The organism is Actinospica sp., from assembly GCF_035552695.1.
In the GTDB taxonomy this organism is placed as follows: Bacteria; Actinomycetota; Actinomycetes; order Streptomycetales; family Catenulisporaceae; genus Actinospica.
Genome location: NZ_DASZKT010000046.1, coordinates 1 through 26,669 on the forward strand (window position 1 = coordinate 1; position 26,669 = coordinate 26,669).

The following is a 26,669-nucleotide window of genomic DNA, read 5'->3' on the forward strand; positions in this document are numbered from 1 at the left end:
TCCTCAAACTCCGCGCACTGATCAGCAACGGCGACTTCGACCCCTACTTCACCTGGCACCTCAAGCAAGAACACCAGCGTATCCATCAGAACCCGCTACCAGGACAAACCCACCCTTGCGGCCTGAACCAGCACTCAGAGGGCGTTAAGTTTGCACTTTTTGCCCTAGTAGGTACCTCGTCAGGTTGGCGTGGTCTCGTCCGTTATGCGCTTGCTGACGTTGTCGATCATCGCGAGGTGGATCATGGCTTCGGAGCTGGTAGGCAGCGTTTCGTAGTCTCTGGCGAGTCTGCGGTGGAGCATCAACCAGCCGATCGTGCGCTCGATCACCCATCTCCGCTTGAGGACGTGGAAGCCTCTGGCCTCGGGGTTTCTGTGGACGACTTCCGCGCTGATGCCGAGGGTGGCGGCGTGTTCGACGAACTGGTTCTTGAAGCCGGTGTCGACCCACGCCTTGGTCATCGTGGGGTGGACGGCTTTGGCCTGGTTGATGGCTCGTATTCCGGCGTTGTTCTCGGAGACGGATGCCGCGCACACGGCGACGGCAAGTAGGAGGCCGAGGGCGTCGGTGACGATTGATCGCTTCCTGCCGATGATGCGTTTCGCGGCGTCCGTGCCTTGAGTTTCGAGGGGTGGGTTAGTAGATGTTTTGACGCTCTGGGTGTCGACGACGGCCGCGGTCGGCTCGGGCGCGCGCCCTTCCTTGGCCCGGGCAAGTCCGGTCAGTTCGAGGTTGAGCTGGGCGAAGACGCCCTCGTCGCGCCAGAGCGCGTAGTAGTAGTACACGGTGCTGTGCGGCGGGAGGTCATGGGGTACGTATCGCTAGGAGATTCCTGTGCGGTTGAGATAGAGCAGGGCATTGATGACTTCGCGCAGGTCGGTGGGAGCTGGGGTGTTGGTGGCACGGCGGTCGAGGCGCGCTTGCTGCCAGGCGGTGAGGGTGGGCTCGATCAGGGCCCAGCGGGCGTCGGAGAGGTCAGAGGGGTATAGGCGGCGTCCGGTCATGACAGAGCTCTACTATGACGATGCCGATGGGTCTGGCAGGCGGCGAACCCGGCGATTCCCGACCGTGTCCCTGTCAGACGGACTCTGGGGAGGATGCGGGAACGAAACGGACGGAGGGACGGTCTGACGGCGCAGTGCACTTACCGGCAAGCTGCATGTTCCGGGTGAATCACCCGACCGGAACACCCGTCGTAGGGTGAAATACCACCACCAAACGCCCAGTGAAAAGCGTGACGACGCCGTGCCCGCAACGAATCCTAGCCAGGAGGTAAGTTGTTGACTATGGAGACGCGGTCACAGCGGCGTCACAAAGAAATGCTCTGCGGTGAAGCTCGACGGCATGCAGATGCTGGCTCTGGGCCGGGCCTCGCGCGCAAGTTGTCGTGGGTTGCCGGTCCGCGCAGCTGACGACGCGGGACGGCTTGTGTGTCGGTGGTTGTTCGCTACGCTTGGGCGTCTCGCTGGGGCTGGGGCTGGAGATTGGGCGGGATCTGGCTGCCAGGATGTCCGAGGCGATGTCATCGGCCCGCGTCATCTGGTTTCCCGTGTCCACGGACCACTTTGACTTCTGTATCGCTCTGGCCGTCAGCGTCGGCTGTGCGGTGCGGGATATCTTCAGGCCGTTTGGGGTCGCGGACACGCCGGTGATCTCAGCGAGCGGCACGGTGTGCGTCTTGAGCGTGTTGGTGACGATCAGTGCGTCGCGGTCGAGCGTGACGCTGGATCGCGTGACGTGCCGGATGAAGAAGCCGCCAATGCCGGCCATCAGAATGCCGATAGGGGCGAGGCCCCAGCCGCCGCGTTCCGTGAATGCCTGCACCACGCAGACGCAGGCAGCTGCCTCGATGCCGACTGACAACAGCAGACCGATGACACGGTGCCGTGCCGGAGGCCGCCAAGTCACAGCGACGTCTTCCATAAGAATCTCCCCGCCCACGAACCCATGGACCCACGAATCGATGAACCCATGAACCCATGAACCCAAGAAATCAACAGCCGAATATTACGCCAGCTTGCCCCGGAGCCGTCTCGAATGGATTTTGGGCACGAGGACAATCAGGGAATCAGGGAATCAGGGAATCAGGGCCGCGGGGTGCGGGTATTCGACGAGAGCGGCGCAGCTTTGTCACGGGCATGTCATAAGCGACCGCACGCTGGGCCGCGTAGATCGACTGCACGGACAATGAGCCGGGGACAACGGGGTCTTGTGCGGGATCTTGCGGTGGGTTCACGGGGGGAGTCACGGGATGAGTGTCGATGTCGTCCGGCTGGAGACGGTCAGGGAACCGGTCGGGGTACGGCTGAGCGGGAGGGTTCGGTCGGTCGCGGTCGAGCGCCGCCACTGGTTCGGGGTCGGCGGGCTGGCGGTGGTCGCGGCGTCGGTCTATGTGGTGTTCGCGTACCTGCATTTTCGGCAGGGCACCTTCTTCGGCTGGGACCTGGGCATCTTCGATCAGATCGTCCGCGACTACGCGCACTTCCGCGCGCCCGACGTGAGTACGAAGCGGCATCTGTCGCCCACGGACAGCGGGGTTTTCGCGCTGGCGGACCACTTCAGCCCGATCCTGATCGTGTTGGCGCCGATGTACTGGATCGACAACAGCGCCTTCAACCTGCTGTTCGCTCAGGCGGTCCTGTTCGCGGCCGCGGTGATTCCGGTCTGGATCTACACCCGTCGGAAGCTGGGTGTCCCGGCGGCCTACTGTGTGGCCGTCGCCTTCCTGCTGTACTGGCCGTTGCAGTCGGCGCTCGACTTCGACTTCCACGAGGTGGCCTTCGCCCCGCTGATCCTCGCGACCCTCATCGAGCGGGTGGACGCCGGCCGGTGGCGGCACGCGGCGATCGCGGCCGGGGCATTGCTGTTGGTCAAGGAGGACATGGGGCCGGTCCTCCTCATGGTCGGCATCTGGATCATGATCCGGGGTCACCGCAGGATCGGCGCGTATTTCGCGGCGGCGGGTGGGGCGACGTTCGCGTTCCTCATCTGGGTGGTGATGCCCGCGGTGGGCGGAAGCTCCAAGCGCGACTGGTATTACGCCCAGCTCGGCCGCTCCTTCGGCCAGGTCGCGGTGCACCTCGCGGAACACCCGAGCCTGCTGGTGACGGAGTTCATCGACCCGCATGTGAAGCTGCACACCGCGTTCTGGCTGTTCGTGCCGGTGTTGTTCCTGTGCTTCCGGTCGTGGATCTTCATCCTCGCGGTCCCGCAGATCCTCGAGCGGGCCTTCTCCGACAATCAATTCCACTGGGTGCAGACCTACCATTACAACGCCTACCTCGCGGCGATCCTGGTTCTCGCCGCGGTCGAGGGCGCGAGCAGGTTCAAATGGCCGAAGGTCCGGCTTGCTTGGGCGGTCGGGGTGCTCGCGATCGGAGTCGGACTGCTGCCGTTTTACCCGCTGTGGCAGTTGACGAGCGACTCGCTGTGGCAGAGATCCTCAACAGTCCACGTCGAGGAGCATCTGCTGTCCGAAGTCCCGGAAGGCTCCTACGTGATGATGCCGTGGAGTGCGGATCCGTACACCGGGGGCCACGTGCGTCCGGTGAGCCTCGGCTGCATGGGGGACGCGCCCGAGTGGATGCTCACCGGCAACCTGAAGACCGACGTCGCGGCGCTCAACAAGGCGCTGCCCGCCGACCAGAATCGCCTCAGGTACGTTGCGGTCGCCACGGACGGCAGGTGGACGATCGCCAAGCTCGCCTACCCGCTGGATCCCCGGCCGCAGGTGCCGGGGCCGTCGACCTGCTAGTCGTCGACCTGCGAATCACAGTTAGTCCGATTCACAGCCAGTCCACGGCCAGTCCACAGCCAGTCACAGTGCGGCAAAAACCGGGGCTCCGTCTTCGACCCGGATTTTCCGGGGCTTTTGCCTTGAGCTGACCGTTGCTGGACGTGCGGCGCCGTACTTGGCGTTAGCCTGCATGATCGAAGCCCGTTAAGCCGACGTTCAGGACAACCGCGGTGAACTACTGCACCTCGTGCCTCAGAGAACTCAATGGCGTGCTGTCCTGCCCAGGATGCGGGACCAGCGTCGACTCGATGCCCAGGACGCGGACCTCGCCTCCAGGGGTGTGGGTGCGCCAGGTCGGCGGCGCCGGGCGGGAGCGGGATTCCCTGCCGACGTCTGCGAACCGGAAGCACGGCGCGGAAGCTGTGGACTCGGCGGGAACCGCCGCCGGCAGCAGCCGTGCGAGGCCCCTAGCTCGTGCGCATGCCGCGCCGAGTTCCGTGCTCTTCGGCGGCGACGCGTCCGCCGAGCCAGAGTTCGTCCAGGGCAGCGGTTCTGCCGCAGAAACTCGGTACGGCCAACGCGGACGCCATTCTCACCGTCGCCGCTCTCTCGCGCGCCGAGTCACCGCTACGGGAGGCTTCGCGGGGATCGCTGTCATCGGTTCCCTTGCCCTGAGCAACCTTTCGACGCCCAGTCGCGACACCGCCACCCCGATCGGATCCGCCGCGATCGCATCCACATTGCCGCAGTCGAACCACGATGCGACGGCGAGCTCTGGCACGTCGTCCGGAACGCAGGCGCAGACACTGTCCGGCAACGGATCCAGCTCGGCGGCGGCCCGTAACTCCACGACGACTGCTGCGACTTCCGCGTCCCCCGCGTCTTCCACGTCGCAGACCTTGTCCGAGACGTCGAACTACTCGCCGCGTCATGCGGCGCAGTCGGCAGCGCCCGCCGCGGCGACCACGGGCGCACAGCCCGCGCCGAGCGCGACGCAGTCGACGACGACTCCGGCTTCCTCCGCGCCCTCGTCGGCACCTACCTCCGCGCCCGCAACGCCCTCATCCGTGCCTTCCTCCGCATCGCCGTCCCCGACGCAGAGTAACGGGATCTGTATCCTCATCCTCTGTTTGTGATCACCGCCGACGCGCAGTCCGGCTCTCTCTATGGCACTCAGTCAGCAGCCGGAGATGGGGACGGTGGTGGACTGGGAGACGGAGCCGGAGGAGATCTTGACGACGACCGAGCTGTGACCGCACCAAGGGCTGAGGTCGATGGTCTGGGTCAGGTCCGGGTACGTGGTCTGCCCGGACTCGTCGATCGGCTCCGTTGGGGCCAGCTGGGTCGGGATGGAGCCGTTCACCGTGATGTCGATCAAGACGTCGCCGGTGCCTGACGCGGTGATGGCGTAGGTGAGGATCACCTCCGGCGGGTTCCCGGGTACGGAATCCGAGTTCGTGATGTGAATCGCGGTGACGCGGGAGCTGCTGGAGCTGGCGGGGGCGGTTGGGGTGGCGCCGGTCGCGGCACTGCTCGAAGTGGCCGGGGACGAGGTGCTTCCCGTCACCGACGTGGAGACCGACGGTGATGTAGTGGGGGTCGATGAGGCGGTCGTCGGGGCGGCGGAGCTCGCGGTGGACGACGAGGCGGACGGGGCGTCGGTCGAGCCGTTGCCGCCGAAGAAGTGCGGGGCGGCGAGGATCAGCGCGATCAGCAGGACACAGCCGACCACGACGAGGGCGACGGGACGGGCGCGGCCGGAGCGGAGGGCCGCCAAGCCTGCCAGCGCCGGGCGGCGACCGCGCGGGCTGCTCGGGGGGACGGTGTCGGACTCGCCGGGGCCGGGGGCGAGGGCTATCACGGCGTCCTCGCGGAGGCGGGCGAGTTCGGCGATCTGTTCGGGGGTCCAGTCCGCGCGGGCCTTGAGGCAGTATGCGGCGAGGCGCTCGACGGCCTGGCGGCCCCAGGAACCGCCCTGCTGCTCCTGCGCCTGCTGGTCCTGCCCCTCCTGCTGAGCCGCCTGCGCTCCCTGCCGTGCGAGGGCGGCCCGCATCTCGCCGCCGAGTTCGCGCAGCGTGTCGGCGTCCTGTGCGGCCCCGGCCGCGCCTGCCCGGCCGCGCCACTCGGCTCGGCGTGCCAGGTCTCTCAGTGCCCTGCGTGAGGCGTCGTCCACCGGACAATCATCGGGCATCGGGAGGGCGTTGCGCACCAAACCGGGCCCGCGCCGCGTTACGCGGCGATCGTGGGGACGCCCGCGACGTGCTGGCGGGTACGGTGGGCGACGAGGCTTCGGATTCCCTGCTCGGAGGCGGCGTCGGCAGGCGTCACGGTCACGAGGCGCAGGTCGGGGCGGCCGTCGACGGACAGGTAGTCGTAGCACATGGTCAGCTCGCCGACGACGGGATTGGCGAGGCGCTTGACGCCGTGGGTGCGCTCCTCGACCGTGCGGTCCTCCCACCAGAGGGCGAAGTCCGGGTCGGCGCGCAGCCGGTCGATCAGGGCATTGAGCTGCTCGTCGGTGCGGTGCCGCGCGTGGTTCGCGCGCAGGTTGCCGACCGTCTCGCGGGCGATGCGCCGCCAGTCGAGCTGCGCGTCCTTGACCTCCTTGACCTCGAACAGGACGACGGCCGCGTTCCGGTGCGGGCCGGAGCCGAAGTCCTCACCGAACAGCGCGGCCGCGGCGTCGTTGCGCGCGTGGACGTCGAAGCGGAAGTCGATGACGTACGCGGGGATCAGCGGCATGCCCCGCAGCAGATGGCTGAGCGACGCGGGCAACGGCTCGCTCCCGGGCTGCCGCGGCTGCGGCCGTTCGTCCCCGGCCAGCACATGCAGGTGCGCGCGCTCGGTCGGGGAAAGCCGCAGCGCCTCGGCGATCGCGTCGAGTACGGCGGCGCTCGGCGTACCGGCGCGGCCCTGCTCGACGCGGATGTACCAGTCGATGCTCACAGCGGCGAGTTGGGCGACCTCCTGGCGGCGCAGGCCCGGCGTACGACGGGTGCCGTGCCGGGGCAGGCCGACGTCCTCGGGTGAGAGCCGGGCCCGCATCGCGCGCAGGAAGTGGGCGAGTTCGGCGCGGCGGGAGTCCGCGGTCATGGGATCGATCATCGCCGATCGGGGGGCCGGCGTCTACGCGGGCGGGTAGCACTCAGAATGCCAGCATCCGCGCGATCTCCCTGGCCGCGAGCGTGGCCGGGATCGTTGAAGCCATGAGGATGAAGAAGAGCATTTCTCGAGGCGCGATCGCGCTGTCGGTCATGGTGCTGGGTGCCACTGCGGTCGCGGTGGCGACGGCCGGTTCGGCGACCGCGAGTCCCGCGACCGCGAGTCCGGCGGCCAAGTCGGCGCGCGACGGCGGGTACGGATTCACGCCCGTACGCAGCGGGATTCCGGATTCGGCCGTGCGCTTCTCGGTGAGGAGCCCCGAGGTGCACAACGGAGGCACGTTCTCGGCGTCCGAGTTCGCCGACTCGTTCGGGTGCAGCGGCGCGAACAAGCAGTTCACGTTGGACTGGCTCGGCGCCCCGTCGTCCGCGAAGAGCTACGCGGTCACGATGTTCGACCCGGACGCGCCTACCGGCAGCGGATTGTGGCACTGGCTGGTCTGGGACATCCCGGCCGGGAGCACGCAGCTGACCAGCACACTGCCGTCCGGCGCCGTCGCGGGGATCGACTCCGCGGGCGTCACCGGGTACCTGGGGCCGTGCCCGCCTGTCGGCGACATCACCCACCACTACAAGATCACGGTCTACGCGCTGGACGCGGCGAGCCTGGATCTGCCGTCGTCGACCCCGCCCGCGATCACGACGTTCACCATGAGCAGCCACGTGATCGGCTACGCGCAGATGACGGTCAGCGCGAAGCGCTAGGAGTAGAGACAACGGAAAGACGTGTCGGCCGGGCAGCCCTCGGACCCCCCGGCCGACACGCCGTCGAGTACTACCGGTATTGCTACCGCCATCCAGCTACTACTGCCGTGTTAGTCATCACTTGTGTTAGTCATCACTGCTGCAGCGGGCTGATCCGGACCGCCGTGCCGTACGCGCAGATCTCGGTCCAGACGTCGCCCATCTCCGAGGTGTCGAAGCGCATCGCGACGATCGCGTTCGCGCCGCGCGACTGGGCCTCGCCGATCATCCGGCCCATCACCTCGTTGCGGCTGTCCACCAGCGCCTTGGTCATGCCCTTGAGCTCGCCGCCGAACATCGACTTCAGGCCGGCGCCCATCTGGCTGAACGCGTTACGCGACCGCACCGTGAGGCCGAAGACCTCGCCGAACACCTGGTCGATCCGGTGGCCGGGCACGTCGTTCGTCGTGACCACCAGGAACTGGGGGCCGGTCCAGCCGGAGGCATCGTGGGTCATTGAGTTCCCGCTCTCGAGATTGTCGACTGAAGTTCGCAAGCATTTTCCACCCGCGCCCACTGCCGCGCACGTGTCTCGACCGGATGACTTGAGAACATTGCGGTTGTGGATCACTCCGTGCGCACGCCCCGCATCATCGCCCATCGTGGGGCCTCAACCGAAGCCCCGGAGCACACGTACGCCGCGTACGCCGCCGCGCTGGCGGCCGAGGCGGACGGGCTGGAGTGCGACGTGCGGCTGACCGCGGACGGGCATCTGGTGTGCGTGCACGACCGGAAGGTGGACCGGGTCTCCAACGGCACCGGCCGCGTCTCCGCGCTGGAGCTCGCGAGTCTGGAGCAACTGGACTTCGGCTCGTGGCACGCGCGGACGCACCAGCCGGATCCCGAGGCGCCGCAGGACGGAAGCGGCGCGCACGAACCGCGCGGCCGCGTTGACGTGAACGAGGAGCCGGACCGAGACGCGAGCCGGGTGCTGACGCTGCGTCGGCTACTGGACCTGGTCGCCGCGCAAAAGCGCCGGGTCGAGCTGGCGATCGAGGTCAAGCACCCGAGCCGGTACGCCGGGCAGGTCGAGCGCAGCCTGGTCTCCGTGCTGGACGAGTACGGCTGGGCGCCGCGGAGCGCGGGGGACGAGTCTCCGGTCCGCATCATGAGCTTCTCCAGTTCCGCGGTGCGCCGCGCGAACCGGCTGGCGCCGGGGGTGCGCACCGTCTTCCTGATGGAGCCCTTCGTCTACCGGGCGCGCGGCGGCGCGCTGCCGGCCGGGGTGCGGATCGCCGGGCCGTCCATCGAGATCCTGCGCACCCGCCCGGAGGCCGTGCAGCGCTGGCAGCGCGCCGGGGTCGAGGTGCACGTGTGGACGGTGGACGAGCCGGCCGACTTCGAGCTCTGTCTCACCCTCGGCGTGGACGCGGTGATCACCAACCGGCCGCGGGTGATGCGCGCGGCACTGTCCGCGTTCGCCGGGTGACGGGACGGGGTGAGTTGTCACGACACAGTCTCGACGTCATAACGAGATTCCGATATTCGGCAAGGATTGTCCGCTCGGCCGACGATCGGACATGCGGAGCCTGATTCTCATGATTCGTCATACCACCTGCGCCGATTCTCCCTAGCAGACGAAGATTTCCGGCGAAAGGGGCGCGAACGGCGTACCGCGCGCCCCGCGAGCCCCGGCCGCGCGGGCCGCGCCGCCGTTTCCGGCTCCGGACACGGGGCATCGAATCCCTTGTGAACGCAACGGCGGCCGCAGGGAGTCGACCGCTGTGAGGTCTCGGCATCCGAGTACGGAAGAGGGGTCGATGGGGGTGATCATGCCCGCGGTCAGAGTCGCGCCCACCACATACGAGGCCAACCTGCCGCACTCGTCCGTCAGCGTCCGCCAGGCGCGGGCGAGACTCGCTCAGGATCTGAGCGAGCGCGACGTGCTGGGCACGGTGGTCGACGACGCCGTCCTGATACTGTCCGAATTCGTCACCAACTCGCTGCGCCACGCGCGCGCGCTGAACAGCGACACGATCCGGGTGTCCTGGAGCCTTTCGGGGGAGGGCATACTGCGCATCGAGGTCACCGACGGCGGCGGCACCACCCGCCCGGTGACCAAGCCGTACGCGATGTCCGTCTCTGCGCAGGCCGGGCGCGGACTGGAGATCGTCGACCGGCTCGCCGACCGCTGGGGGTCGCAACGCGAGGAGAGCGGCGACGAGTACACGGTGTGGGCCGAGTTGGTGGTCCGCGCCCGGCATGCCGGCCGCCGCGGCCGCACCAGGAGCTCGGGGCGCTCCAACCAGTCCGCCGGCGGCGGTGCCACCATCACCGCGCTGCCCTCCCACCCGCAGTCGACCCAGTCCGGCGGCGACCGGCCGAGCTCTGGATCCACGGGTTCGCGCGGGCCGTCAGCTCAGGTCATTCCACTCCTGCCCAGCTACCCCAACCACGCCTGAGCCGCCCGCGAAGCCCACTATCCTTGGCCGAGTGCAGCAGCACAAAGCGAGCACGGCGACTCGGGACCAGGTGGGCACATGGGCAGAAAGCAGCGTTCGGCAACGCGTCCTCGGCAACTCGCGGAGGGCGAGTCCGTCCCCGTCGTCGGCGGTCGCGAACCCTGCCCGTGCGGTTCCGGCCGTCGATACAAAGCGTGCCACGGCCGTGAGCAGGCGGACGTGGTGCCGCTCAATCCGCGCCCCTTCGCCGATTTCGCCGCCGAACTCGACTTGATCGCCCTGCACACGTTCGTGCCCTCGGCCACGGCTCCGTTGAGCCTGTTGGGTGACGAGAGCACCGCGGCCACGCTCGCCACCGTGCTTCCGCTGGCCGCTCCCGCGCTACGCCGTACGAGTGGCGAGGTGATCGTCGCCGCGCAGACGCTCAACAGTTCGGGCGACCCGAGCCGGGATCTCGCGCATTCGCTGGAGCGCGTGCTGCGGGCCGAGCCCGGCGAGACCCTGGCGTACGACGAGCCGCCGGCGAGCACGCTGCCGTTGACCGAACTGATCGACCCGAAGTCCGAGCTGGAACTGACCCTGCACGACACTTTCGAGTACTGGTTCGAGTCCGAGGGGCAGGGCTCGGCGGACCAGGCGATCTCGCTGGAGCGGGCCAACGCGGCGATCGAGCCGACCGTCAAGCTGGCCTCGGTCGACTCGGCCTACTGGGTGCGCCGTTCCACGGACCGCTGCCACCTGCGCTGGGTGATGCCGCAGGACGAGGATCCGCTGCTCGACGCGCTGGCCCGGCTGCACGCGGCCGACGCGCTGCGGCTCGGCGAGGGCAGCAAGTACGCGGGTTCGCTGCGTGCGTGCGGCAGGCTGATCGTGGTCTGGGACCTCGCGGTGGACCAGCCGGGCGAGCACTGGGAACAGCCCGCCGCGTCGCTGGCCGAGCGCTTGGGCAACGCGCTGACCGCCGGCGCGCCGCTGTCCTCCGCCGAGCGCCGCTCCCGGTCCGGCCTCACGAACCGGCAGCTCACGTTGCGCTAGGGGTCAGGCGTCAAGCGTCAGGGGGGTCAGCGGTCAGGCGTCGGGCGCTGGGCCGCTGATCCCTTTTCCGCGTCCTCGGACGTGGGCCGCAGATATCCGTCGAGGATCAGGGTCAACTCCGTCCGCAGCCGGTCCCGGGGCACCGGGCCGCTCGCGGACGCGGAGACGATGAACGACTGGACCGTCAGAACGATCGCGTGGGCCTGGACCGCGACCGAGCCGGGGCGGATCGAGCCGTCCTGGTGGCCGGCGTTGAGCCGGTGCGCGAGCAGGTCGATGGCGATCTGCTGCGTCGAGCCGAACTTGTTGAACAGGTAGGGCGTGAGGATCTCCGGCTCCGCGTCCAGGACCTGCGTCATCAGCGGGTCCTCCTGGAAGGCCTCGACGCAGGCGAGCACCGTCTCGACCAGCCGCTGCCGCGCCGGACGGGGGTCCGGCGGGGCGTCCGGGGCGACCTGGGTGTGCTCGCGCAGGATCCGGGCGAACTCACGGCCGAGCAACTCGCTGATCAGCGAGCCGACATCGCTGTAGCGCCGGTAGAGCGTCATCCGGCTCACCCCGGCGCGCCGGGCGATGTCGTTGAACGTGGTCTCGTGCACGCCCGCCGCGAGCACGCAGGCGCGTGCCGCGCTCAGGATCTGCCGGTCGCCTACAGTGCTCACGGCTCCAGCGTACGCAAGAAGCTACTCGTTGGTAACTACCTTCTGGTGAAGGTTGCGGTACGGCTCAGTTGGAGGAGGTACCGCTCGGGTTGACGCTCGTGGACACGCCCGGGTTCAGGTCACTGCCGGCCGAGCCCGAGGCGCTCGCGGACGGGCTCGGCGCCACGGAGGTGCCGGCGCCGCCGGCGGGCGACGCGGCCGGGCTGACCGAACCGGAGTCCGCGCGCAGCACACCGTCCGCGACCGGGGCGTTCACCGGCACGACCTCGGCGATCGCGTCGAACGCACCCTTGCCCGCGGACAGGTTCAGCGCGCCGGTGGTGCACGAACCGGTGCTGTCGTGCGCGACGACCGTGCAGGTCATGTTCGCAAGCGAGCCGTCGGCGCGGGTCAGATTGACCGCGACGGTCAGCGGCTTGGAACCGGAGTTGCCGACGAAGACCGTGCCGGTGACGGTGCCGTCCGTGTTGTCCACGCACACCTGCGCGGTGACCTGGCTGCCGAATCCGGTCTCGGTGCCGCCGCAGTACTGCGGCAGCACCGCGGTGGCGGTCGCGGGCGAGCCGGTGGCCGGGGTGCCGGTGACGCTCGGCTGCTTCGAACTGTGCGACGGGGTGGCCTGCGCGGCGGCGATCGGAAGCACCACCACGCCCACGATCGTCGCGGCGAGCGCGACGGTTCGCACGTGGCCGGGGCGCAGGGAACTCGGCGAAGTACGGGTGTCGTTCGTGCCCTGCATCAGGGTGGCCCTCCCGGCGGCGGTGGTGAAGTCGGAGGACCCCAAGAGGATCAACACCCTGGGATGGGGTGGACCGCTACTCGAGTGTCGGGTGCATGCTAGTCCTATCGTTCGGTGAAGCGATACCCGGTTCATTCGTTTGGGCGTGTAGTTCACCGAATCGCGACAAGACTATGACCTTAGACTTGCCGCACCATGACTGAGACAGTACCTGCAGCACGCGCAGCGACCGCGGACACCGCCGTGGTGATCTCCGCCTACCGGGAGTCGGAGCGGATCGGCGCGACGGTGGACGGCGCCCGCTCGCTGCCCGGGGTGGACCTCGTCATCGTGGTCGACGACGGTTCGGACGACGACGGCGAGACGGCGCGGATCGCCAAGGAGCACGGGGCGATCGTCGTCAGGCACCCGCGCAACCGCGGCAAGGGCGCGGCGATGGAGACCGGCGCGGCGGCCGTCGCGACGATCGAGGCCCGGGAGGACGCCGCGCGACCCAGACTGCTGCTTTTCCTCGACGCAGACCTCGAAGCCAGTGCCGGCGCCGCGGCCCCGCTGACCGAGCCGGTGCGCAACGGCGAGGCCGGGATGACGATCGCGATCCTGCCGCCGCAGCACACGGCCGGCGGCGGCCACGGCTTCGTCGTGAAGCTGGCGAAGGACGGCATCCGCCGCGCCGTCGGATTCGAGGCCACCCAACCGCTTTCCGGCCAGCGCTGCCTGACGCGGGAGGCCTTCGAGGTGGCGCTGCCCCTCGCCCACGGCTTCGGCGTGGAGACCGGCCTGACCATCGACGTGCTACGCGCCGGGATCAAAGTGCGCGAGGTCGAGGCCGAGTTCCACCACCGCGTCACCGGCACCGACTTCTCCGCCCAGGTGCACCGCGGCAGGCAGTACCGCGACGTCGCCCGCGCCCTCGCCCCCCGCAGCATCCCGGCGAACCTCCGCCCGGCGACGTGGCGCGGGAGATGATCCGCCGGCCGAGTCGCGGTCCTACGCCACGAACGCGTCCCCGCCACCCTGGCCGACCAGGGGGCGGCCCGCGGCGGCCCAGGCGAGCATGCCGCCGGCGACGTTCACGGTCTCGCGGCCCTGGGCGTTGAGGTAGCCGACCACCTGCGCGGAGCGGCCGCCCACCTTGCAGATCACGTAGATCTCGCGGTCGGCGGGGACCTCGTCGATGCGCGCCATCAGCTCGCTCATCGGCAGGTGCACGGCGTGGGGGGCGTGGCCGCAGTCCCACTCGTCGACCTCGCGCACGTCGAGCAGGTACCCGTCGGTCGGAAGCTGCTCCACCTCGACCGTCGGAATGGCCGGACCGCGATTGAACATTCGGGCGCTCCTTCGAATGCATTACCGATCTACCCACCCTACCGGGTAAGTTTTGCCCTGTGATCGACCTCCGAGTACTGCGCGAAGACCCGGACCGCGCCCGCGCCTCGCAGCGCGCGCGCGGCGAAGACCCCGGCTTGGTGGACCAGGTGCTGGCCGCCGACGAGCTGCGTCGATCGTCCGCCACCGGCTTCGACGAGCTGCGCTCCGAGCAGAAGGGCCTCGGCAAGCTGGTGGCCAAGGCGTCCGGCGAGGAGAAGCAGCAGCTGCTGGCGCGCACCAAGGAGTTGGCCGACGCGGTGAAGGCGGCCGACGCGGCGCAGGGTGAGGCGGCCGATGAGGCGAAGCGGCTGCTGCTGCGGCTGTCCAACCTGGTCGAGCCGGGTGTGCCCGAGGGCGGCGAGGACGACTTCGTGCTGCTGGAGACGCACGGCACGCCGCGCGACTTCGCGGCCGAGGGCTTCGAGCCGCGCGACCACGTCGAGCTCGGCAAGATCCTCGGCGCGATCGACCTGGAGCGGGGTGCGAAGGTCGGCGGTGCCCGGCAGTACTACCTGACCGGCGTCGGCGCGCTGCTCGAGCTGGCGCTGGCGAACATGGCGATGGCCCAGGCCGTGCGCTACGGCTTCACCCCGATGATCACGCCGTCGCTGGTGAAGCCGGAGGCCATGCAGGGCACCGGATTCCTGGCCCAGGCCGCCGAGAACGTCTACCACCTCGCCGAGGACGATCTCTACCTCGTCGGCACCTCGGAGGTGCCGCTCGCGGCGTACCACATGGACGAGATCCTGCCCGCGGACAAGCTGCCGCTGCGCTACGCGGGCTACTCCTCCTGCTACCGGCGCGAGGCGGGCTCCTACGGCAAGGACACCCGCGGCATCATCCGCGTACACCAGTTCGAGAAGGTCGAGATGTTCTCCTACTGCGCGCCCGAGGACGCCGCGGCGGAGCACCAGCGGCTGCTCGGGTGGGAGAAGGAGTTCCTCACCGCGCTCGAGGTGCCGTTCCGGGTGATCGACGTCGCGTCAGGCGACCTCGGCTCCTCGGCCGCGCGCAAGTTCGACTGCGAGGCCTGGATCCCGACCCAGGGCAAATACCGCGAGGTGACTTCGACCTCGAACTGCACCGAGTTCCAGGCGCGCCGGCTTTCGGTGCGGCTGCGCGACGAGAACGGCGTGCGCCCGCTGGCCACGCTCAACGGGACGCTGTGCGCGATGACCCGGAACATCGTCGCCATCCTGGAGAACCACCAGCAGGCCGACGGTTCGGTGCGGGTTCCCGAAGCACTGCGGCCGTTCCTCGGCAGGGACGTCCTGCCGCCGGTCTAGTTCCGGAACCGCCGCGACCGGCTGGGACCGGTCACAGCACGTCTCACCAGCACAGGTCCGAAGGTCAAGGGGAAGTCCTCCGGAAGGCCGGGCGAGGTCCTGTTCGGGGGCGCGCGAGTGGGGTCGGTAGCGTACGCGGGCGCGTACTCTCAGCCCCATGGCGCGCCCCTCTGCTATGGCCGCGCTGCTTCAGCGTTATTCGATCACTGAAGTAAACGCTATGCGGCCTCTCACGGAAGGCCTGCTCAACCGGGCCTATGTCATTGAAACCGACTCCGAGAAGTTCTTCTTCAAGGACTACCTCAACCAGACCCCGGACATGATCCGGACTCAACACATGGTCACCCGCCAGCTCAGCGCGGCCGGACTTCCGGTCTCGGCCCCGCTGGCCGATGCGGAGGGTCTGACCCTCCATCAGCAGGGCGACCACCTCTACGCCCTGTACCCCTGGCTGGACGACCAGCACCACAAGCGCGGATCGGATTTCGACCCGAAGGACTGCCGGGAACTTGGCAGACTTTTGGGACGACTGCACACCGCGCTGGACCGGCTCTACCGGTCGGTGCCGCAACCCCTGTTCCTGCCCTGCGACTCCGTCGAGACGGCGACCGGTACCGCACACCGGTTGCTGGACGCCATCGGGCAACTCGACGAGTCGGAACACGAGGGCGTCGACGAGCTCGCCGAATTCCGGCTGCACGAAAGGCTCGGACTGCTGCGCGATCTCGCCGACCGGCGACCCGGACCCGAGGTGAGACTCACCGTCGGTCCGGTGCACGGCGACTTCCACGACCTGAACATCATGTACGGCCCGGACGGGACGTGCACGGTGGTCGACTGGGACCGCCTGGAACTCGCGCCCTGCCTGGAGGAGCTGATCCGTTCGGCGCTGATCATATTCGTCGAGTTCGGCCGCCTCGACCTGGAACTGGTGCGCGAATATGTGCACGGGTACCTGGACGAGCGGCCCTGGCTCGCTTCCGAACTGCCCGCCGCGCTGCACCGGCTGTGGTGGGAGCGGCTGACCGACTTCTGGATGCTCACCTGGCGCTACGAGCTGCTCGACCGGCGGCCGAGCGTCCAGTTCGCCGACCAGTCGGCGCTGATCGTCTGGTGGACCCACCACTACGACAAGGTCCTGCACGTGCTCAGCTGAACTTGAGTGAATCCGCCCCAGACAAACCCAGCGGGGACGCGTCCGTGCTCGACGGACGCGTCCCCGCGCGAGTTCTCGGCTCCGGGCTCCCCGGCTACAGGTACTGCCCCGCGGACGGCGCCTGGCCCGGGTACGGCTGCTCGGGACCCTGGTCTCCGACCCCCGGCGGCAGCGCCCGGCGGATCTGCTCCAGCTGCGCCCGCGCCGCCATCTGCTGCGCGAACAGCGCCGTCTGGATGCCGTGGAACAGCCCCTCGAGCCAGCCCACCAGCTGGGCCTGGGCGATGCGCAGCTCCGCCTCGCTCGGCACCTCCTCCTCGGCGAAGGGCAGCGAGAGCCGCTCCAGCTCGCTGATCAGCTCGGGCGCGAGGCCCTTCTCCAGTTCGGCGATCGAGGAGCGGTGGATCTCCGCCAGCCGCGCCCGGCTCGCCTCGTCCAGCGGCGCCGCGCGCACCTCCTCGAGCAGCTGCTTGATCATCGAGCCGATCCGCATCACCTTCGCGGGCTGCTCGACCATCTCGGCGACGCTGGTCGGGTCCTCGCCGCCCTGGCGCTGCTGCTCGTGCTCGTGCTCGAGGTCGTGATCGTCCGGCCGCCCGTCCGGACCGACGACGATGACGTTATCGCCCCGGTAAGGCGAGGGGGGTTGCGTGTTCGCATTCAGTTCGGGCATGGCACCATCCTTTCCCACTTGCAGTTCACTGCGCGACCAGCAATACCTTGCCGATGTGCTCCGATGCTTCGACCACCCGGTGCGCCTCCGCGGCCTGGGCCATCGGCACCTTCCGGTCCACCACGACCTGGAACGCGCCGGAGGCCACCAGCGGCCAGACGTGCTCGCGCACCGACGCCACGATCGCCGCCTTCTGCGCGAGCGGCCGGCTGCGCAGCGTGGTGGCGATCACCGCTCCGCGCTTGCGGAGCAGGTTGCCGATGTCCAGTTCGGCCCGGGTACCGCCCTGCAGGCCGATGATCACCAGGCGTCCGCTGTCCGCGAGCGCGTCCACGTTGCGCGCCAGGTACTTCGCACCGATGTTGTCCAGGATCACGTCCGCGCCGTGGCCTTCGGTCAGCTCGCCCACGCGTTCGACGAAATCCTCGTCCTTGTAGTTGATCGCGGCGTCCGCGCCGAGCTCGACGCAGCGCTCCGCCTTCTCCTTCGATCCGACCGTGACCAGCACCTTCGCGCCGAGCGACTTCGCCAGCTGGATCGCCGTGGTGCCGATGCCGCTGGCGCCGCCGTGCACGAGCAGCGTCTCGTTCGGCTGCAGGTTGGCGGTCAGGAACACGTTCGACCACACGGTGCAGACGGTCTCCGGCAGGCCGGCCGTCGTGACCACGTCCACGCCCTTCGGCACCGGAAACAGCTGCCCGGCCGGTACCGCGACCTTCTGCGCATAGCCGCCGCCGGTCAGCAGCGCGCACACCTCGTCGCCCACGCCCCAGCCGGAGACGCCGGGGCCGAGCGCGGCGATCCGGCCCGAGCACTCCAGGCCGAGGATCTCGCTGGCCCCCGGCGGCGGCGCGTAGAAGCCCTCCCGCTGCATCAGGTCGGCCCGGTTCACCGCGGCCGCGGCCACGTCGATCAGCACCTCGCCGTCGCGCGGCTCCGGATCCGGCACCTCAGACCAGGCGAGTACCTCGGGACCGCCCGGCTCACTGAATACGATCGCCTTCATCGCTCCAGACTAAGCCCCGTCGCCGTGGGAGGTCGTACGGCCCGGTCACGCACCGTCCTTCGGCGCGCGGGCCTGGGCCGCTGTGCTCAACTCGCCCACCAGTGCGGCGAGGCGGTCGAGGCCGCCCTCGGTGCCGAGCGCGTAGCCGGCCAGGAAGGTGGTGAGCGGCGCGGCGGGGCGGGCGACGCCGTGGGCCGCCTCGCGCGCCAGGTCGAGCACCAGCTTCTGCTGATCAGTGCTCAGATTCAGCTCCGGGCGGCCGGTGATCGCCGCCACCTCCGTCAACCAGTCGTCGAACATGGGCCACATCCTCCCAGGTGTCGCAGTCGAAGGCCCGGCCATCCACGTCCGGCACGCGCGCCAGATCGAATCCCGCGAGCAGCCGTCTGAGGGAGAGACCGGCGGTCGAGTCGTATCGGGTGATCGCGTCCGTCAGGGAGCTGTGTCGATAGCAGGCCGCGAGCCACTGATCCCTGCCCTCGTGGTCCGTGAGCACCGCGCCATCGTGGCCGGCGGCATTCGTCCACAGGGTGTGTATGACGTCTGCGGTCAGGAAGGGCAGATCGGCCGCGAGCACGACGACGTAGGGGCCTCGGGTCAGCCGGAGTCCCGCGGCGAGCGCGGCCGCGGGGCCCGAGCCGGGGGGATCCTCGCGGGTCCAGCGGACCGGTCTCCGGGTCGGCCGCACCGGGCCGACGCACACGACGTCCCGGGCCGCGGCGCACGCCTCGACGACCCGGTCCAGCAGGGTCACCCCGCCGAGGCTCAGCGCGGGCTTGTCCGCGCCTTCCAGCCGCTTCGCCAGCCCTCCGGCGAGCAGCACCGCGTCGAAGCCGTCCCGTCCCGCTCCGCCGTCCGCCATACTCCGCAGTCTGTCAGGGCGGTCCGTCAGGCGGCCAGCGATTCGCGCGGCTTGAGATCCCGCTCGAAATGGATCATCGCGCCGCGCGCCGGGTGGTTGCGGATGTCCACGCGGTCGCACAGCGCCTCGATCAGCATCAGGCCGCGGCCGCTCTCGGCCATGTCGGCCGTGTTCGGCACCGCCGTCGGCCTTATCCGCTGCCCGCGCACCTCGACCAGCCGGCGCGGGGCGAAGCCGATGCCGTTGTCGATCACGTCCACCCAGCAGCGGTCCGAGCTGATTCCCGCCGCGACCCAGTAGCCGTCGGGCGCGCGCTGGCCGTAGCCGTCGGCCGGTCCCGAGTGCTCGATCACGTTGGCGCAGGCCTCGGTCAGCGCGACGCCGAGGTCGAAGATGATGTCGGGATCCATGCCGACCAGGTCGGCGGTGTCCCTCAGCATGCGTCGCGCCTTGCCCACGCTCTGCGCCTCGCGGGGCAACAGCAGGGTCCAATTCACGTCCACCACGAGCTTTTACCTCCCGCGTCTTAAGGACACGTGGATAGGTATTACCGACTTCTAGGATCACTACGCCATCAATGCGACCGGAAAGTGCCCATCCGGTGCTAGAAATTCGCTCGAATGGCCCCAGTGCGGGCGGCCGACGGGAGGCATGGCACCATCGGAGCCGTGAGAAACCTGCGGAAGACTCTCCTGCTCGCCGCGGTCGGCGTGCTGGGCGCGGGCGCGTTGGCCGGGTGCGGTTCCAGCGCGTCCACGAGCGGCTCCGCGGTGGCGCAGGCGACGCAGATCGGCCCGTCCTCCGCGTACACCGGCTTCGTGCTGACCAAGCCGTACAGCCTGCCGAGCGGCACCTACAGCTCCAGCGCCGGCGGCAGCACGGGTGTCGAGGCCCCGGCCAAGGGCGATCTGACGCTGGTCTTCTACGGCTTCACGCACTGCACCGACGACTGCCCGACGACCGTCGCGGACGTCAGCGCGGCCTGGCGCGGCCTGCCCGCGGCCGACCAGAAGCGGATCACCTTCGACCTGATCACCACCGACCCGTGGCGCGACACCACGAGCGTGATGAAGACCTGGCTCGGCCGCTTCAACCTGCCCAGCTCGCAGGGCCTGACCGGGTCCTGGGACGTCATCCACACCTCCGGCGCGGCCGTCGGCGTGGACGTGGAGAAGCCGACCGACTTCTCCGGCGACTACCAGGTGACGCACGGCCTGCAGGTGCTCGGCTACACCTCGGACGGCAAAGCGCACATCGAGTGGCTCGTCGAGCAGATCACCGTCCCGCAGTTGCGCGCGGACCTGGAGCGGGTGCTGTCCGGCGCCCCGATCACGTAACCCGATCGAGTAGCTGGCGCAGGAGCGGTGGTTTACAGCGCGGCGTGTCGCATGCGTTGGTCGGTCTTCGTCGTGGTGCGCCAGGAGCCGTGGTTTACAGCGCGGCATGTCGCATGCGTTGGTTCGTCTTCGTCGTGGTGCGCCAGGAGCGGTAGGTTAGCGGCATGTCGCATGCGTCACTTCCCCGTTACGCGTACCTCGGGCCCGCGGGCACCTTCACCGAGGCCGCGCTGCTGAGCCTGCCCGAGGCCGCGCGGATCGAGGGCGTGCCGTGCGCCTCGGTGCCCGCCGCCTTCGACGCGGTGCGCTCGGGCGAGTGCGAGGCCGCCGTCGCCGCCATGGAGAGCTCGGTGGAGGGCGCGGTCACCGCGACCATCGACGAACTCGCGTCCGGCGAGCCGCTGATGATCGTGCGCGAGATGCTGCTGCCCGTCTCCTTCGCCCTGCTGGTGCGCCCGGGCACCGACCTGGCCTCGGTCAAGACCGTCGCCAGCCACCCGGTCGCCATGCCGCAGTGCCGCCGCTGGCTCGGCCAGGAGCTGCCGGACGTGCGCTGGGAGACGGCCGCGTCCAACGCCGAGGCCGCCCGGCAGGTGCGCGACGGGGAGTTCGACGCCGCGCTCGCCGGGGCCTTCACCGCCGCGCGCTACGGCCTGCAGGTGCTGGCCGAGGACATCCACGACAACGCGGGAGCGCAGACCCGCTTCGTCGTCGTCACCCGGCCGGGACGCCCGACGGAGCCGACCGGGCTCGACAAGACCTCGATCACCGTGGGCCTGCGCGACAACCACCCCGGCGAGCTGATGGAGATCCTCGAGGAGTTCGCCCGGCGCGGGGTGAACCTGTGCCGGATCGAGTCCCGGCCCACCGGCGAGGCCATCGGCAAGTACTACTTCTGCATCGACTGCGAGGGGCACATCGACGACGAGCGGGTCGGCGAGGCGCTGCTCGGCCTGCGCCGCAACAGCGCGCACCTGCGCTTCCTCGGCTCCTACCCGCGCGCCGACCGGCAGGCCCCGACGATCCGTCCCGGCAACACCGACGCCGAGTTCGCCGCCGCGCGGGACTGGCTCGCGGCCGTCCGCGACGGTAGCCGGTAGGTAACGACTCGTGCGTTCTCCCCGCCGCCACCGCACGGACGCTCACCAGGGGTCGTGCTTCGGTTACGCTGGCGCTATAGGATGATCTGACGCACAGTCAGCAGGGATGGCCGCCGCGGATCGAGGGCGCGGCAGGCAAGCCTGGGCACGGGAACAGCGCGCACACCCCGAGGGGGCCACGTATGGCGGTCATAGTCGTGGTGCCGAGCCCGGATACGGCCCCGGGTCCGCCCCGCATCGCCGCCGCCCTGCTGTCCTCGCTGCGGGCGGTGCGCGGCCAGGTGCCCGGTGCGGACCGGATCAAGGTGGTCGAATTCGCGGACCTGCGCTCGATGCCCGAGCCGCCGAACGCGGCCGCCGAGGCCGAGCGGATCGAACGCCGGCTGCTCGAGGGCTGGTGGGCCGCCGCGGTGCGCACCGGCCAGGGGCGCGGAGAGCCTGCGGACCTGCCGCGGGCGCTGGCCGCCACCCCGCACTTCGCCCACCAGCCCAAGCCGCCCGAGGAGGCGGCGCGCGAGCTGCGGCGCTATCTGACGGACCGGAAGTTCCGGCACGAGCTGCGGGACCGCACCCAGGCCTGCATCGGCCCGGAGACGCAGGTCGTGGTCGGGCACGCGCTCGGCGGTCTGATCGCGTACGAGGCGCTGTGCGCGGTGAGCGACCAGGCGGCCGTCACGCTCGTGACGCTGGGTCCGGCGCTGTGCGGCCCCTCGGTGGTCTTCGACCTGCTCGACCCGCCCCCGCGCAGCAATCAGGGGGAATGGCCCGCGGCCGTACGCCACTGGTTCAACATCGTCTCGCACACGGACCTCACCGCGCTGTGCGAGGCCAAGCTGACCGCCCGCTTCGGCCCCGGGATCGACGACATGGTGATCGAGCCCCGCGCGGTGACCGAGAGCCTGCACGGCTACCTGCTCGACCGCTCCACCGGGCTCGCCGTGGCCACCGGACTGGCCACGGAGTTCCGCTGAGGGCCCGCCGGAGCCCGCGCCACGACCGCGGGCCGGCCCGCGCTTCCTAGCGCGGCATCAGCAGCTGCTGCCTGAGCAGGTTCAGCTGCTGTTCCTTCATGTTGATCTGCTCGTGGAGCCGGGAGCCGAGCACCTCGAGCACCTGGGCCGCGCCCACCTCGAGCAGCACTTGCCCGATCGGGCTGGACAGCAGCGTCTCGCGCTCCACCCGGGACTCGGCGAGCCGCGCCTTGAGCCAGATCATCCGCTGCCGCAGCCACAGCTGCCGCACGGTCGGGTCGCCCGGGCCGACGTTGTTGAGCACCGCCCACTCCTCGGCCAGCCGCTGCAGCTCGTAGAGGTCCAGGCGGCGGTACGCGTCGTTCACCCGCGCTATGAACGCGCTGCGGCGCTCCTGCTCCACCGGGTCCTGCACCAGGTCCGGGTGCGCGCGCCTGGCCAGGTCGCGGTAGAGCCGCTGGGCCACCTTCGCCGGGCTCGGCTGCGCCTCGGCGGGCGTCTCCTCCGGCTCCGTGAAGCGCAGCGTGCTGGCGTACTCGGGGTCGATCGCGGGCGCCGGCTCGGGGAGCGGATCGGTCAGCGGATCCGCCGCCTGCTCGGTCGTGCCGTAAAGCTGCTGCAGCCGACGCAGGTCCTCCGGGTCTCCGGTGATCGTCGCGCGCAGCCCGGCGATGTCCAGGTCGAGCTGATCCAGCTGGTCGTAGAGCGGTCCCAGCTGGCTGTGCTGCTGCCGGGTGAGGTGGTCGAGCTGGGAACGGGTGTGCTCCAGGTCGATCTGGGCCTGGGTCAGTTCGGCCTCGACGCCCGCGACCGTGTCCTCGAGTGTTCCGGGCGTCGTCGGTGTCGTCACGCCGATATTGGCGACGTCCATGACCCCTCCATTCTGGGTTTGCACTGTTCACGGTATCCGGACCGGCAGACACGCGTGGCCCGCCTGAGGTTACCGACATGCGATCGATATGAAAGCAGAAGCCCGGCATGCCGGGAGTCGCACCGACCGTGACCCGCAAGGGCGATTCGGGTGGCCGCGCGGCCGGGGCCGAGCGAAGGTGGAAGCACGGCACAGGTAGCGGATTCGGCATTCGGTTGCGCGGGACGCGGGCTCGAGGCGGAGGGTGAGACTTCGGTGGGAACTGTCATTCACGGACTGGCGATAGACCGGGCCGTCAACATCGGCCCGGTGCTCTCGGCCCGGCTGCGCTCCGTCGGCGTGGAGACGCTGGAACAGCTCAAGCGCCAGGGCGCGCTCGAGGTCTGGCAGCTGATCGCCGCGCAGACCCCGCCCGAGGAGTGCGTGCACACGCTGCTCGCCCTGGAGGGGGCGATCCGGGCGACCCGCTGGACGGCGATCGACCAGGGCGAGCGGGACCGCCTGGTGGCCGCCGCCGGGCTCGACGGCTGACGCTCGCGGACGTCGGCGGCGGCGTTGCCCGCGGCGCTCAGTTGTTCAGCCCGGTGAGGCCGCTGTAGCCGCTGAACGTCGAGCCGGCCAGCGTCCCGGTCTGCAGCTTGGTCCAGGTGGCATCATCCATCTGGCCGGTCGGCGACAGGCCCACCGACTGCTGGTAGAACGCCACGGCCTCGGCCGTCTGCGTCGTGTACCTGCTGCCCGAAAGTCCGGCGCTCTCCGCGAGGTTCAGCGACTGGTTCAGCCGACTGACGTCCTGGTTCCTGTCGTTGTAGTGCAGCCCCGGCTTGCTGCCGGCCGCCTCCAGCGCGAGCTCGGTGTGCCGGCCCACGGTGCTCGCCGCGTCGCCGGTGACCCCGGCCGCACCCTGGAACTGCTGCACCGCCAGCGCCGTCGCCTGGTCGAACGAGCCGGTCACGGTGCCGTGGTAGTAACCGAGCTGCTTGAGCTTCTCCTGCACCCACTTGACCAGGCTCCCCTGCGATCCGGGACCCAGCGGCAGGCTGTCGCCGCTGAACGCCGCGCTCGTCGTCGCGGCCGCCGAACTCGAGGCCGCGGTGGGGGTCGGCGAGACGCTGTTCGACGGGACCGAGATCACGCCGGGCGCCTGCGAGGCGCTCGCGTTGGCCGCTCCGGCCTGCGCGGTGTTCGTGCTGCTCGCGGCGGGCGCGCCGTTGCCCTGGTTGCCGAGGTAGAGCAGCCCGAGGATCACGCAGGCGGCCACCACCACCGCGCCGATCGTGGCGAGGACGACCGTCCGGTTCGTGCGCGGCTCGTCCTGGCCGTCCGGCCCGCCCGCGCCCGGCGGATTGTGCCCGCCGCCCGGCGGCCGCATCCGGTAGTCCGTCTCGACGACCGGCGGCAGCAGCTGGGTCTGGCCGTGCAGGCCCGGGCCGCCGTCCGCGTTGCGGAACAGGCTGTCGAACTCGCTCGGCGGCTGCACCGGCGCCGTCGGCAGCGGCGCGCCGACCAGCTGCGTCGGCTCGGCGCCGTACCCGGCCGGGACCGCGGCCATCGCCTGCGTGGCCTCCGCATCGTAACCGGACGGAACCGCTGCCATGGCCTGCGTGTTCTGCGCCGCCACGTCGCCTACGGGGGTCCCGCACATCCGGCAAAAGCGGCCCTCCGTGGGCTCCCCGCAGTTACCGCAGTACTCCATAGGGCCAAGCTCCTTGTGTTCACCCGGCCGAGGCGGCCGGTCGTGAGCCCCACCGACCGGCCACTCTAATAGGTGGATGAGAATCGTCAGTACCGGCTATGACACAGCTTTTGCCCAGCCGCGTCCGAATCGTGTCCTTCCGGCATGCGCCGAACGGGTGAGCGCTCCGCAGCGTACTGACTCAGCCGCTGCTCACAGGTACTGGCGTGCCGCCCCGACCGCCTGAGCCCCGTAAGAACCCCCGAACAGCGCCGCGTGCACCAGCAGCGGGTGCAGCTGGTGCAGGCCCGCGCGCTCGCGCCAGCCGTCCTCGAGCGGGTGCACCTCGTCGTACGCGGTCAGGATCGTCTCCAGCTGCGGCGGCGCGAACAGGGCCAGCATCGCGAGGTCGGTCTCCCGGTGGCCCCCGTGCGCGGCGGGGTCGATCAGCCAGCCCCGGCCCCGCACGTCCCACTGCACGTTCCCGGCCCACAGGTCCCCGTGCAGCCGCGCGGGCAGCTCCGGCGGCCCGGCGAGCTCCTCGATACGCTCGCAGACCCGCTCGATGTCAGCCGCCTGGCTCAAATCCAGAGCTTTTCTATCCACCGCCGCGCGCAGGTATGGCAGAACCCGGCGTTCGGCGTAGAAGGACGGCCATTCGTCGGACTCGGCATTGCTCATCGACAGTGCGCCGATATACCCGTCCCAGGGTGCGCCGAAGCTCTGCGCGCCGCGCGCGTGCAGCGTGGCGAGCTGGCGGCCGAGCTCCTCGGCGCCGGACGGGGTGGCGCGGCCCGGCGTGATCCACGTGGTGACGAGCAGGTCCTCGGTCTCGCCGAGCACCTCGGGCACCGCGACCCCGTCCGCCTCGCGCAGCCAGCGCAGCCCGCGCGCCTCCGCGGCCAGGAAGCCCGGCGCGTCGCCCGGATAGGCCTTGGCGAAGACGTTCTCCCCGGACAGCAGCGCGACGCGGTAGGCGCCGGTCCCCCCGGAACCGGTGCCGAGCGCCGTGACCCCCGCGACTTTCGCGCCGAGCAGCTCGGCGACCTGGTCCCCGATCATCGTCGGCGACCTGGGATCCGGCCCGCGGCCGGAGTGTTCGTACGCGCAGACACCCGCTGCGCATCCGCGGATCTCACCGTTGTTCCCTCGCTTCAGGCCGTGGCGTCGGAGGTGCCGGCGCCGGGCACGCAGTTCGAATTCTGCCAGGCAACGGTAGTACGGATGCGGTCCGTGACGGACCGGGGGACGGGTGAGCGTCCGCGCCGGGATGCGCGGACACGGTCACCGCGGGCCCATGGAATCTGTGGATTCGGTCACTTGTCGTCGTCGGGCAGCACCGCGTGCAGCACCAGTGAGACCACGGTGATGATGAGCGATCCGGCGAGGGCTGAGATGAAGTTCTTGACGTGGAACTGCACCGCGAAGTGGGCGCAGATCGCAGAGGTCAGCCACAGCATCAGAGCATTGATGATAAAGGTGATGAGCCCGAGCGTCACGATGATCAGGCCGAAGCTGAAAAGCTTGACGATGGGACGGATGAACGTGTTGACGAGCCCGAAGATGAGGGCGACGATCAGGATGGTCTCGACCAGTTGCACCTTGGAGGCGCCGGAGTGCTCGAAGGTGATCCCTGACTTGAGCACCAGGGAGGACACCCACAGCGCCACCGCGTTGACCGCGATCTTGATGGCGAATTTCTTCATGGGCGAATGTTGCCGCAATCCGCACCCCCTGGTCGAGAACCTGTGGCAAGCTGTTGCACACAACCCGGGTGGCGCTCGCAGGGCGCTGTGTATCACCCGTACGCGTCAGGGCCCGACGCAAAAACGGGCATTTTGTGCGACACAGGATATGATCGACGCTATGACAGCAATGGATG

Annotated in this window: 31 protein-coding genes and 1 pseudogene; 13 read left to right on the plus strand and 19 right to left on the minus strand. The window is 69.7% G+C overall.

All coding sequences use genetic code 11. The annotated features are described in order from the left end of the window. Positions 1-179: 179 nt before the first annotated feature. Together VG296_RS07760 and VG296_RS07765 are read right to left on the minus strand one after the other, a co-directional pair. A pseudogene (locus VG296_RS07760) lies at positions 180-1,004 on the minus strand (IS5 family transposase). 280 nt (positions 1,005-1,284) lie between these two features. Next, positions 1,285-1,923 carry a hypothetical protein gene (locus VG296_RS07765; protein ID WP_325564592.1) on the minus strand — a complete coding sequence of 213 codons (639 nt, stop codon included), beginning with the start codon at positions 1,921-1,923 and terminating at the stop codon, positions 1,285-1,287. A 328-nt stretch (positions 1,924-2,251) separates the two neighbouring features. Here VG296_RS07765 and VG296_RS07770 point away from each other — a divergent pair, with 328 nt between their 5' ends. After that, a complete protein-coding gene (locus tag VG296_RS07770) occupies positions 2,252-3,754 on the plus strand; it encodes a DUF2079 domain-containing protein (RefSeq protein ID WP_325564594.1) in 1,503 nt (500 codons plus the stop codon). A gap of 574 nt (positions 3,755-4,328) precedes the next feature. On the opposite strand, the gene VG296_RS07775 is transcribed toward VG296_RS07770, so the two are convergent. The 4 genes from VG296_RS07775 to VG296_RS07790 are packed head-to-tail and all read right to left on the minus strand — an operon-like array spanning position 4,329 to position 6,829. Continuing rightward, positions 4,329-4,625: a hypothetical protein gene (locus tag VG296_RS07775; RefSeq protein ID WP_325564596.1), complete on the minus strand. Its 297-nt coding sequence runs from the start codon at positions 4,623-4,625 to the stop codon at positions 4,329-4,331. 39 nt (positions 4,626-4,664) lie between these two features. Further along, positions 4,665-4,859, minus strand: a complete 195-nt coding sequence (locus tag VG296_RS07780) for a hypothetical protein (RefSeq protein ID WP_325564598.1) — start codon at positions 4,857-4,859, stop codon at positions 4,665-4,667. A gap of 54 nt (positions 4,860-4,913) precedes the next feature. Further along, the gene (locus VG296_RS07785; protein ID WP_325564600.1) at positions 4,914-5,909 is read right to left on the minus strand and encodes a hypothetical protein; all 996 of its coding nucleotides are present in this window, start codon (positions 5,907-5,909) and stop codon (positions 4,914-4,916) included. Between the two features lie 56 nt (positions 5,910-5,965). After that, on the minus strand, positions 5,966-6,829 hold the full coding sequence (locus VG296_RS07790; protein ID WP_325564602.1) for a helix-turn-helix transcriptional regulator: 864 nt from the start codon (positions 6,827-6,829) through the stop codon (positions 5,966-5,968). Between the two features lie 113 nt (positions 6,830-6,942). Between VG296_RS07790 and VG296_RS07795 the strand changes: the two genes are divergently transcribed. Next, complete coding sequence (locus tag VG296_RS07795; RefSeq protein ID WP_325564604.1) at positions 6,943-7,602, plus strand: YbhB/YbcL family Raf kinase inhibitor-like protein; 660 nt, start codon at positions 6,943-6,945, stop codon at positions 7,600-7,602. Between the two features lie 133 nt (positions 7,603-7,735). Here VG296_RS07795 and VG296_RS07800 read toward each other — a convergent pair whose 3' ends face one another. Then, entirely contained in the window at positions 7,736-8,098 is a 363-nt protein-coding gene (locus tag VG296_RS07800) for a YbjQ family protein (RefSeq protein WP_325564605.1), read from the minus strand. 117 nt (positions 8,099-8,215) lie between these two features. Between VG296_RS07800 and VG296_RS07805 the strand changes: the two genes are divergently transcribed. From VG296_RS07805 to VG296_RS07815, 3 genes are all read left to right on the plus strand, one after another. Beyond that, entirely contained in the window at positions 8,216-9,070 is an 855-nt protein-coding gene (locus tag VG296_RS07805) for a glycerophosphodiester phosphodiesterase family protein (protein ID WP_325564607.1), read from the plus strand. Between the two features lie 343 nt (positions 9,071-9,413). Then, positions 9,414-10,043 (plus strand): ATP-binding protein, encoded by a 630-nt coding sequence (locus VG296_RS07810; protein WP_325564609.1) that lies wholly within the window; start codon positions 9,414-9,416, stop codon positions 10,041-10,043. 78 nt (positions 10,044-10,121) lie between these two features. Then, complete coding sequence (locus VG296_RS07815; RefSeq protein WP_325564611.1) at positions 10,122-11,078, plus strand: DUF5926 family protein; 957 nt, start codon at positions 10,122-10,124, stop codon at positions 11,076-11,078. A 26-nt stretch (positions 11,079-11,104) separates the two neighbouring features. Here the strand turns inward: VG296_RS07815 and VG296_RS07820 are convergent, their stop codons facing one another. Next, positions 11,105-11,740 carry a TetR/AcrR family transcriptional regulator gene (locus VG296_RS07820; RefSeq protein WP_325564613.1) on the minus strand — a complete coding sequence of 212 codons (636 nt, stop codon included), beginning with the start codon at positions 11,738-11,740 and terminating at the stop codon, positions 11,105-11,107. 64 nt (positions 11,741-11,804) lie between these two features. Next, on the minus strand, positions 11,805-12,536 hold the full coding sequence (locus tag VG296_RS07825) for a hypothetical protein (protein WP_325564615.1): 732 nt from the start codon (positions 12,534-12,536) through the stop codon (positions 11,805-11,807). A gap of 138 nt (positions 12,537-12,674) precedes the next feature. Between VG296_RS07825 and VG296_RS07830 the strand changes: the two genes are divergently transcribed. Then, positions 12,675-13,448 (plus strand): glycosyltransferase family 2 protein, encoded by a 774-nt coding sequence (locus VG296_RS07830; protein ID WP_325564616.1) that lies wholly within the window; start codon positions 12,675-12,677, stop codon positions 13,446-13,448. 21 nt (positions 13,449-13,469) lie between these two features. On the opposite strand, the gene VG296_RS07835 is transcribed toward VG296_RS07830, so the two are convergent. Then, the gene (locus tag VG296_RS07835) at positions 13,470-13,808 is read right to left on the minus strand and encodes a rhodanese-like domain-containing protein (protein ID WP_325564617.1); all 339 of its coding nucleotides are present in this window, start codon (positions 13,806-13,808) and stop codon (positions 13,470-13,472) included. Between the two features lie 59 nt (positions 13,809-13,867). Here VG296_RS07835 and serS point away from each other — a divergent pair, with 59 nt between their 5' ends. Next, positions 13,868-15,136, plus strand: coding sequence for a serine--tRNA ligase (gene serS, locus VG296_RS07840; RefSeq protein WP_325564619.1), 1,269 nt, complete (start codon positions 13,868-13,870; stop codon positions 15,134-15,136). 220 nt (positions 15,137-15,356) lie between these two features. Next, positions 15,357-16,292, plus strand: coding sequence for a phosphotransferase enzyme family protein (locus tag VG296_RS07845; RefSeq protein WP_325564621.1), 936 nt, complete (start codon positions 15,357-15,359; stop codon positions 16,290-16,292). A 94-nt stretch (positions 16,293-16,386) separates the two neighbouring features. Here VG296_RS07845 and VG296_RS07850 read toward each other — a convergent pair whose 3' ends face one another. From VG296_RS07850 to VG296_RS07870, 5 genes are read right to left on the minus strand one after another with little or no spacing between them, the layout of a single operon-like run. After that, positions 16,387-16,965, minus strand: a complete 579-nt coding sequence (locus tag VG296_RS07850) for a bacterial proteasome activator family protein (RefSeq protein WP_325564623.1) — start codon at positions 16,963-16,965, stop codon at positions 16,387-16,389. Positions 16,966-16,990: 25 nt separating this feature from the next. Then, positions 16,991-17,971, minus strand: a complete 981-nt coding sequence (locus VG296_RS07855; RefSeq protein WP_325564625.1) for an NAD(P)H-quinone oxidoreductase — start codon at positions 17,969-17,971, stop codon at positions 16,991-16,993. A gap of 45 nt (positions 17,972-18,016) precedes the next feature. Continuing rightward, on the minus strand, positions 18,017-18,271 hold the full coding sequence (locus VG296_RS07860; RefSeq protein WP_325564627.1) for a DUF6457 domain-containing protein: 255 nt from the start codon (positions 18,269-18,271) through the stop codon (positions 18,017-18,019). Beyond that, the gene (gene mobA, locus VG296_RS07865; protein ID WP_325564629.1) at positions 18,204-18,833 is read right to left on the minus strand and encodes a molybdenum cofactor guanylyltransferase; all 630 of its coding nucleotides are present in this window, start codon (positions 18,831-18,833) and stop codon (positions 18,204-18,206) included. The genes VG296_RS07860 and mobA overlap by 68 nt, the downstream gene beginning before the upstream one ends. Before the next feature lie 26 nt (positions 18,834-18,859). After that, positions 18,860-19,339 (minus strand): ATP-binding protein, encoded by a 480-nt coding sequence (locus VG296_RS07870; protein WP_325564631.1) that lies wholly within the window; start codon positions 19,337-19,339, stop codon positions 18,860-18,862. Positions 19,340-19,501: 162 nt separating this feature from the next. Here VG296_RS07870 and VG296_RS07875 point away from each other — a divergent pair, with 162 nt between their 5' ends. From VG296_RS07875 to VG296_RS07885, 3 genes are all read left to right on the plus strand, one after another. After that, positions 19,502-20,170, plus strand: a complete 669-nt coding sequence (locus VG296_RS07875) for an SCO family protein (RefSeq protein ID WP_325564633.1) — start codon at positions 19,502-19,504, stop codon at positions 20,168-20,170. 164 nt (positions 20,171-20,334) lie between these two features. Further along, complete coding sequence (gene pheA, locus VG296_RS07880) at positions 20,335-21,270, plus strand: prephenate dehydratase (RefSeq protein ID WP_325564635.1); 936 nt, start codon at positions 20,335-20,337, stop codon at positions 21,268-21,270. Positions 21,271-21,452: 182 nt separating this feature from the next. Then, entirely contained in the window at positions 21,453-22,241 is a 789-nt protein-coding gene (locus tag VG296_RS07885; protein ID WP_325564637.1) for a hypothetical protein, read from the plus strand. A gap of 46 nt (positions 22,242-22,287) precedes the next feature. Here VG296_RS07885 and VG296_RS07890 read toward each other — a convergent pair whose 3' ends face one another. After that, positions 22,288-23,112, minus strand: a complete 825-nt coding sequence (locus tag VG296_RS07890; protein WP_325564638.1) for a hypothetical protein — start codon at positions 23,110-23,112, stop codon at positions 22,288-22,290. Between the two features lie 255 nt (positions 23,113-23,367). Between VG296_RS07890 and VG296_RS07895 the strand changes: the two genes are divergently transcribed. Then, positions 23,368-23,643, plus strand: a complete 276-nt coding sequence (locus tag VG296_RS07895; RefSeq protein ID WP_325564639.1) for a TfoX/Sxy family DNA transformation protein — start codon at positions 23,368-23,370, stop codon at positions 23,641-23,643. Positions 23,644-23,680: 37 nt separating this feature from the next. Here the strand turns inward: VG296_RS07895 and VG296_RS07900 are convergent, their stop codons facing one another. From VG296_RS07900 to VG296_RS07910, 3 genes are all read right to left on the minus strand, one after another. Further along, entirely contained in the window at positions 23,681-24,733 is a 1,053-nt protein-coding gene (locus VG296_RS07900; RefSeq protein WP_325564640.1) for a peptidoglycan-binding domain-containing protein, read from the minus strand. A gap of 267 nt (positions 24,734-25,000) precedes the next feature. Continuing rightward, complete coding sequence (locus tag VG296_RS07905) at positions 25,001-25,849, minus strand: fructosamine kinase family protein (RefSeq protein ID WP_325564641.1); 849 nt, start codon at positions 25,847-25,849, stop codon at positions 25,001-25,003. Positions 25,850-26,103: 254 nt separating this feature from the next. Further along, positions 26,104-26,493 (minus strand): phage holin family protein, encoded by a 390-nt coding sequence (locus VG296_RS07910; RefSeq protein WP_325564642.1) that lies wholly within the window; start codon positions 26,491-26,493, stop codon positions 26,104-26,106. On the opposite strand from VG296_RS07910, the gene VG296_RS07915 reads away from it, so the two are divergent. Further along, positions 26,477-26,669: hypothetical protein (locus VG296_RS07915; protein WP_325564643.1), on the plus strand; the 193-nt coding region annotated here is incomplete at its 3' end. The genes VG296_RS07910 and VG296_RS07915 overlap by 17 nt on opposite strands.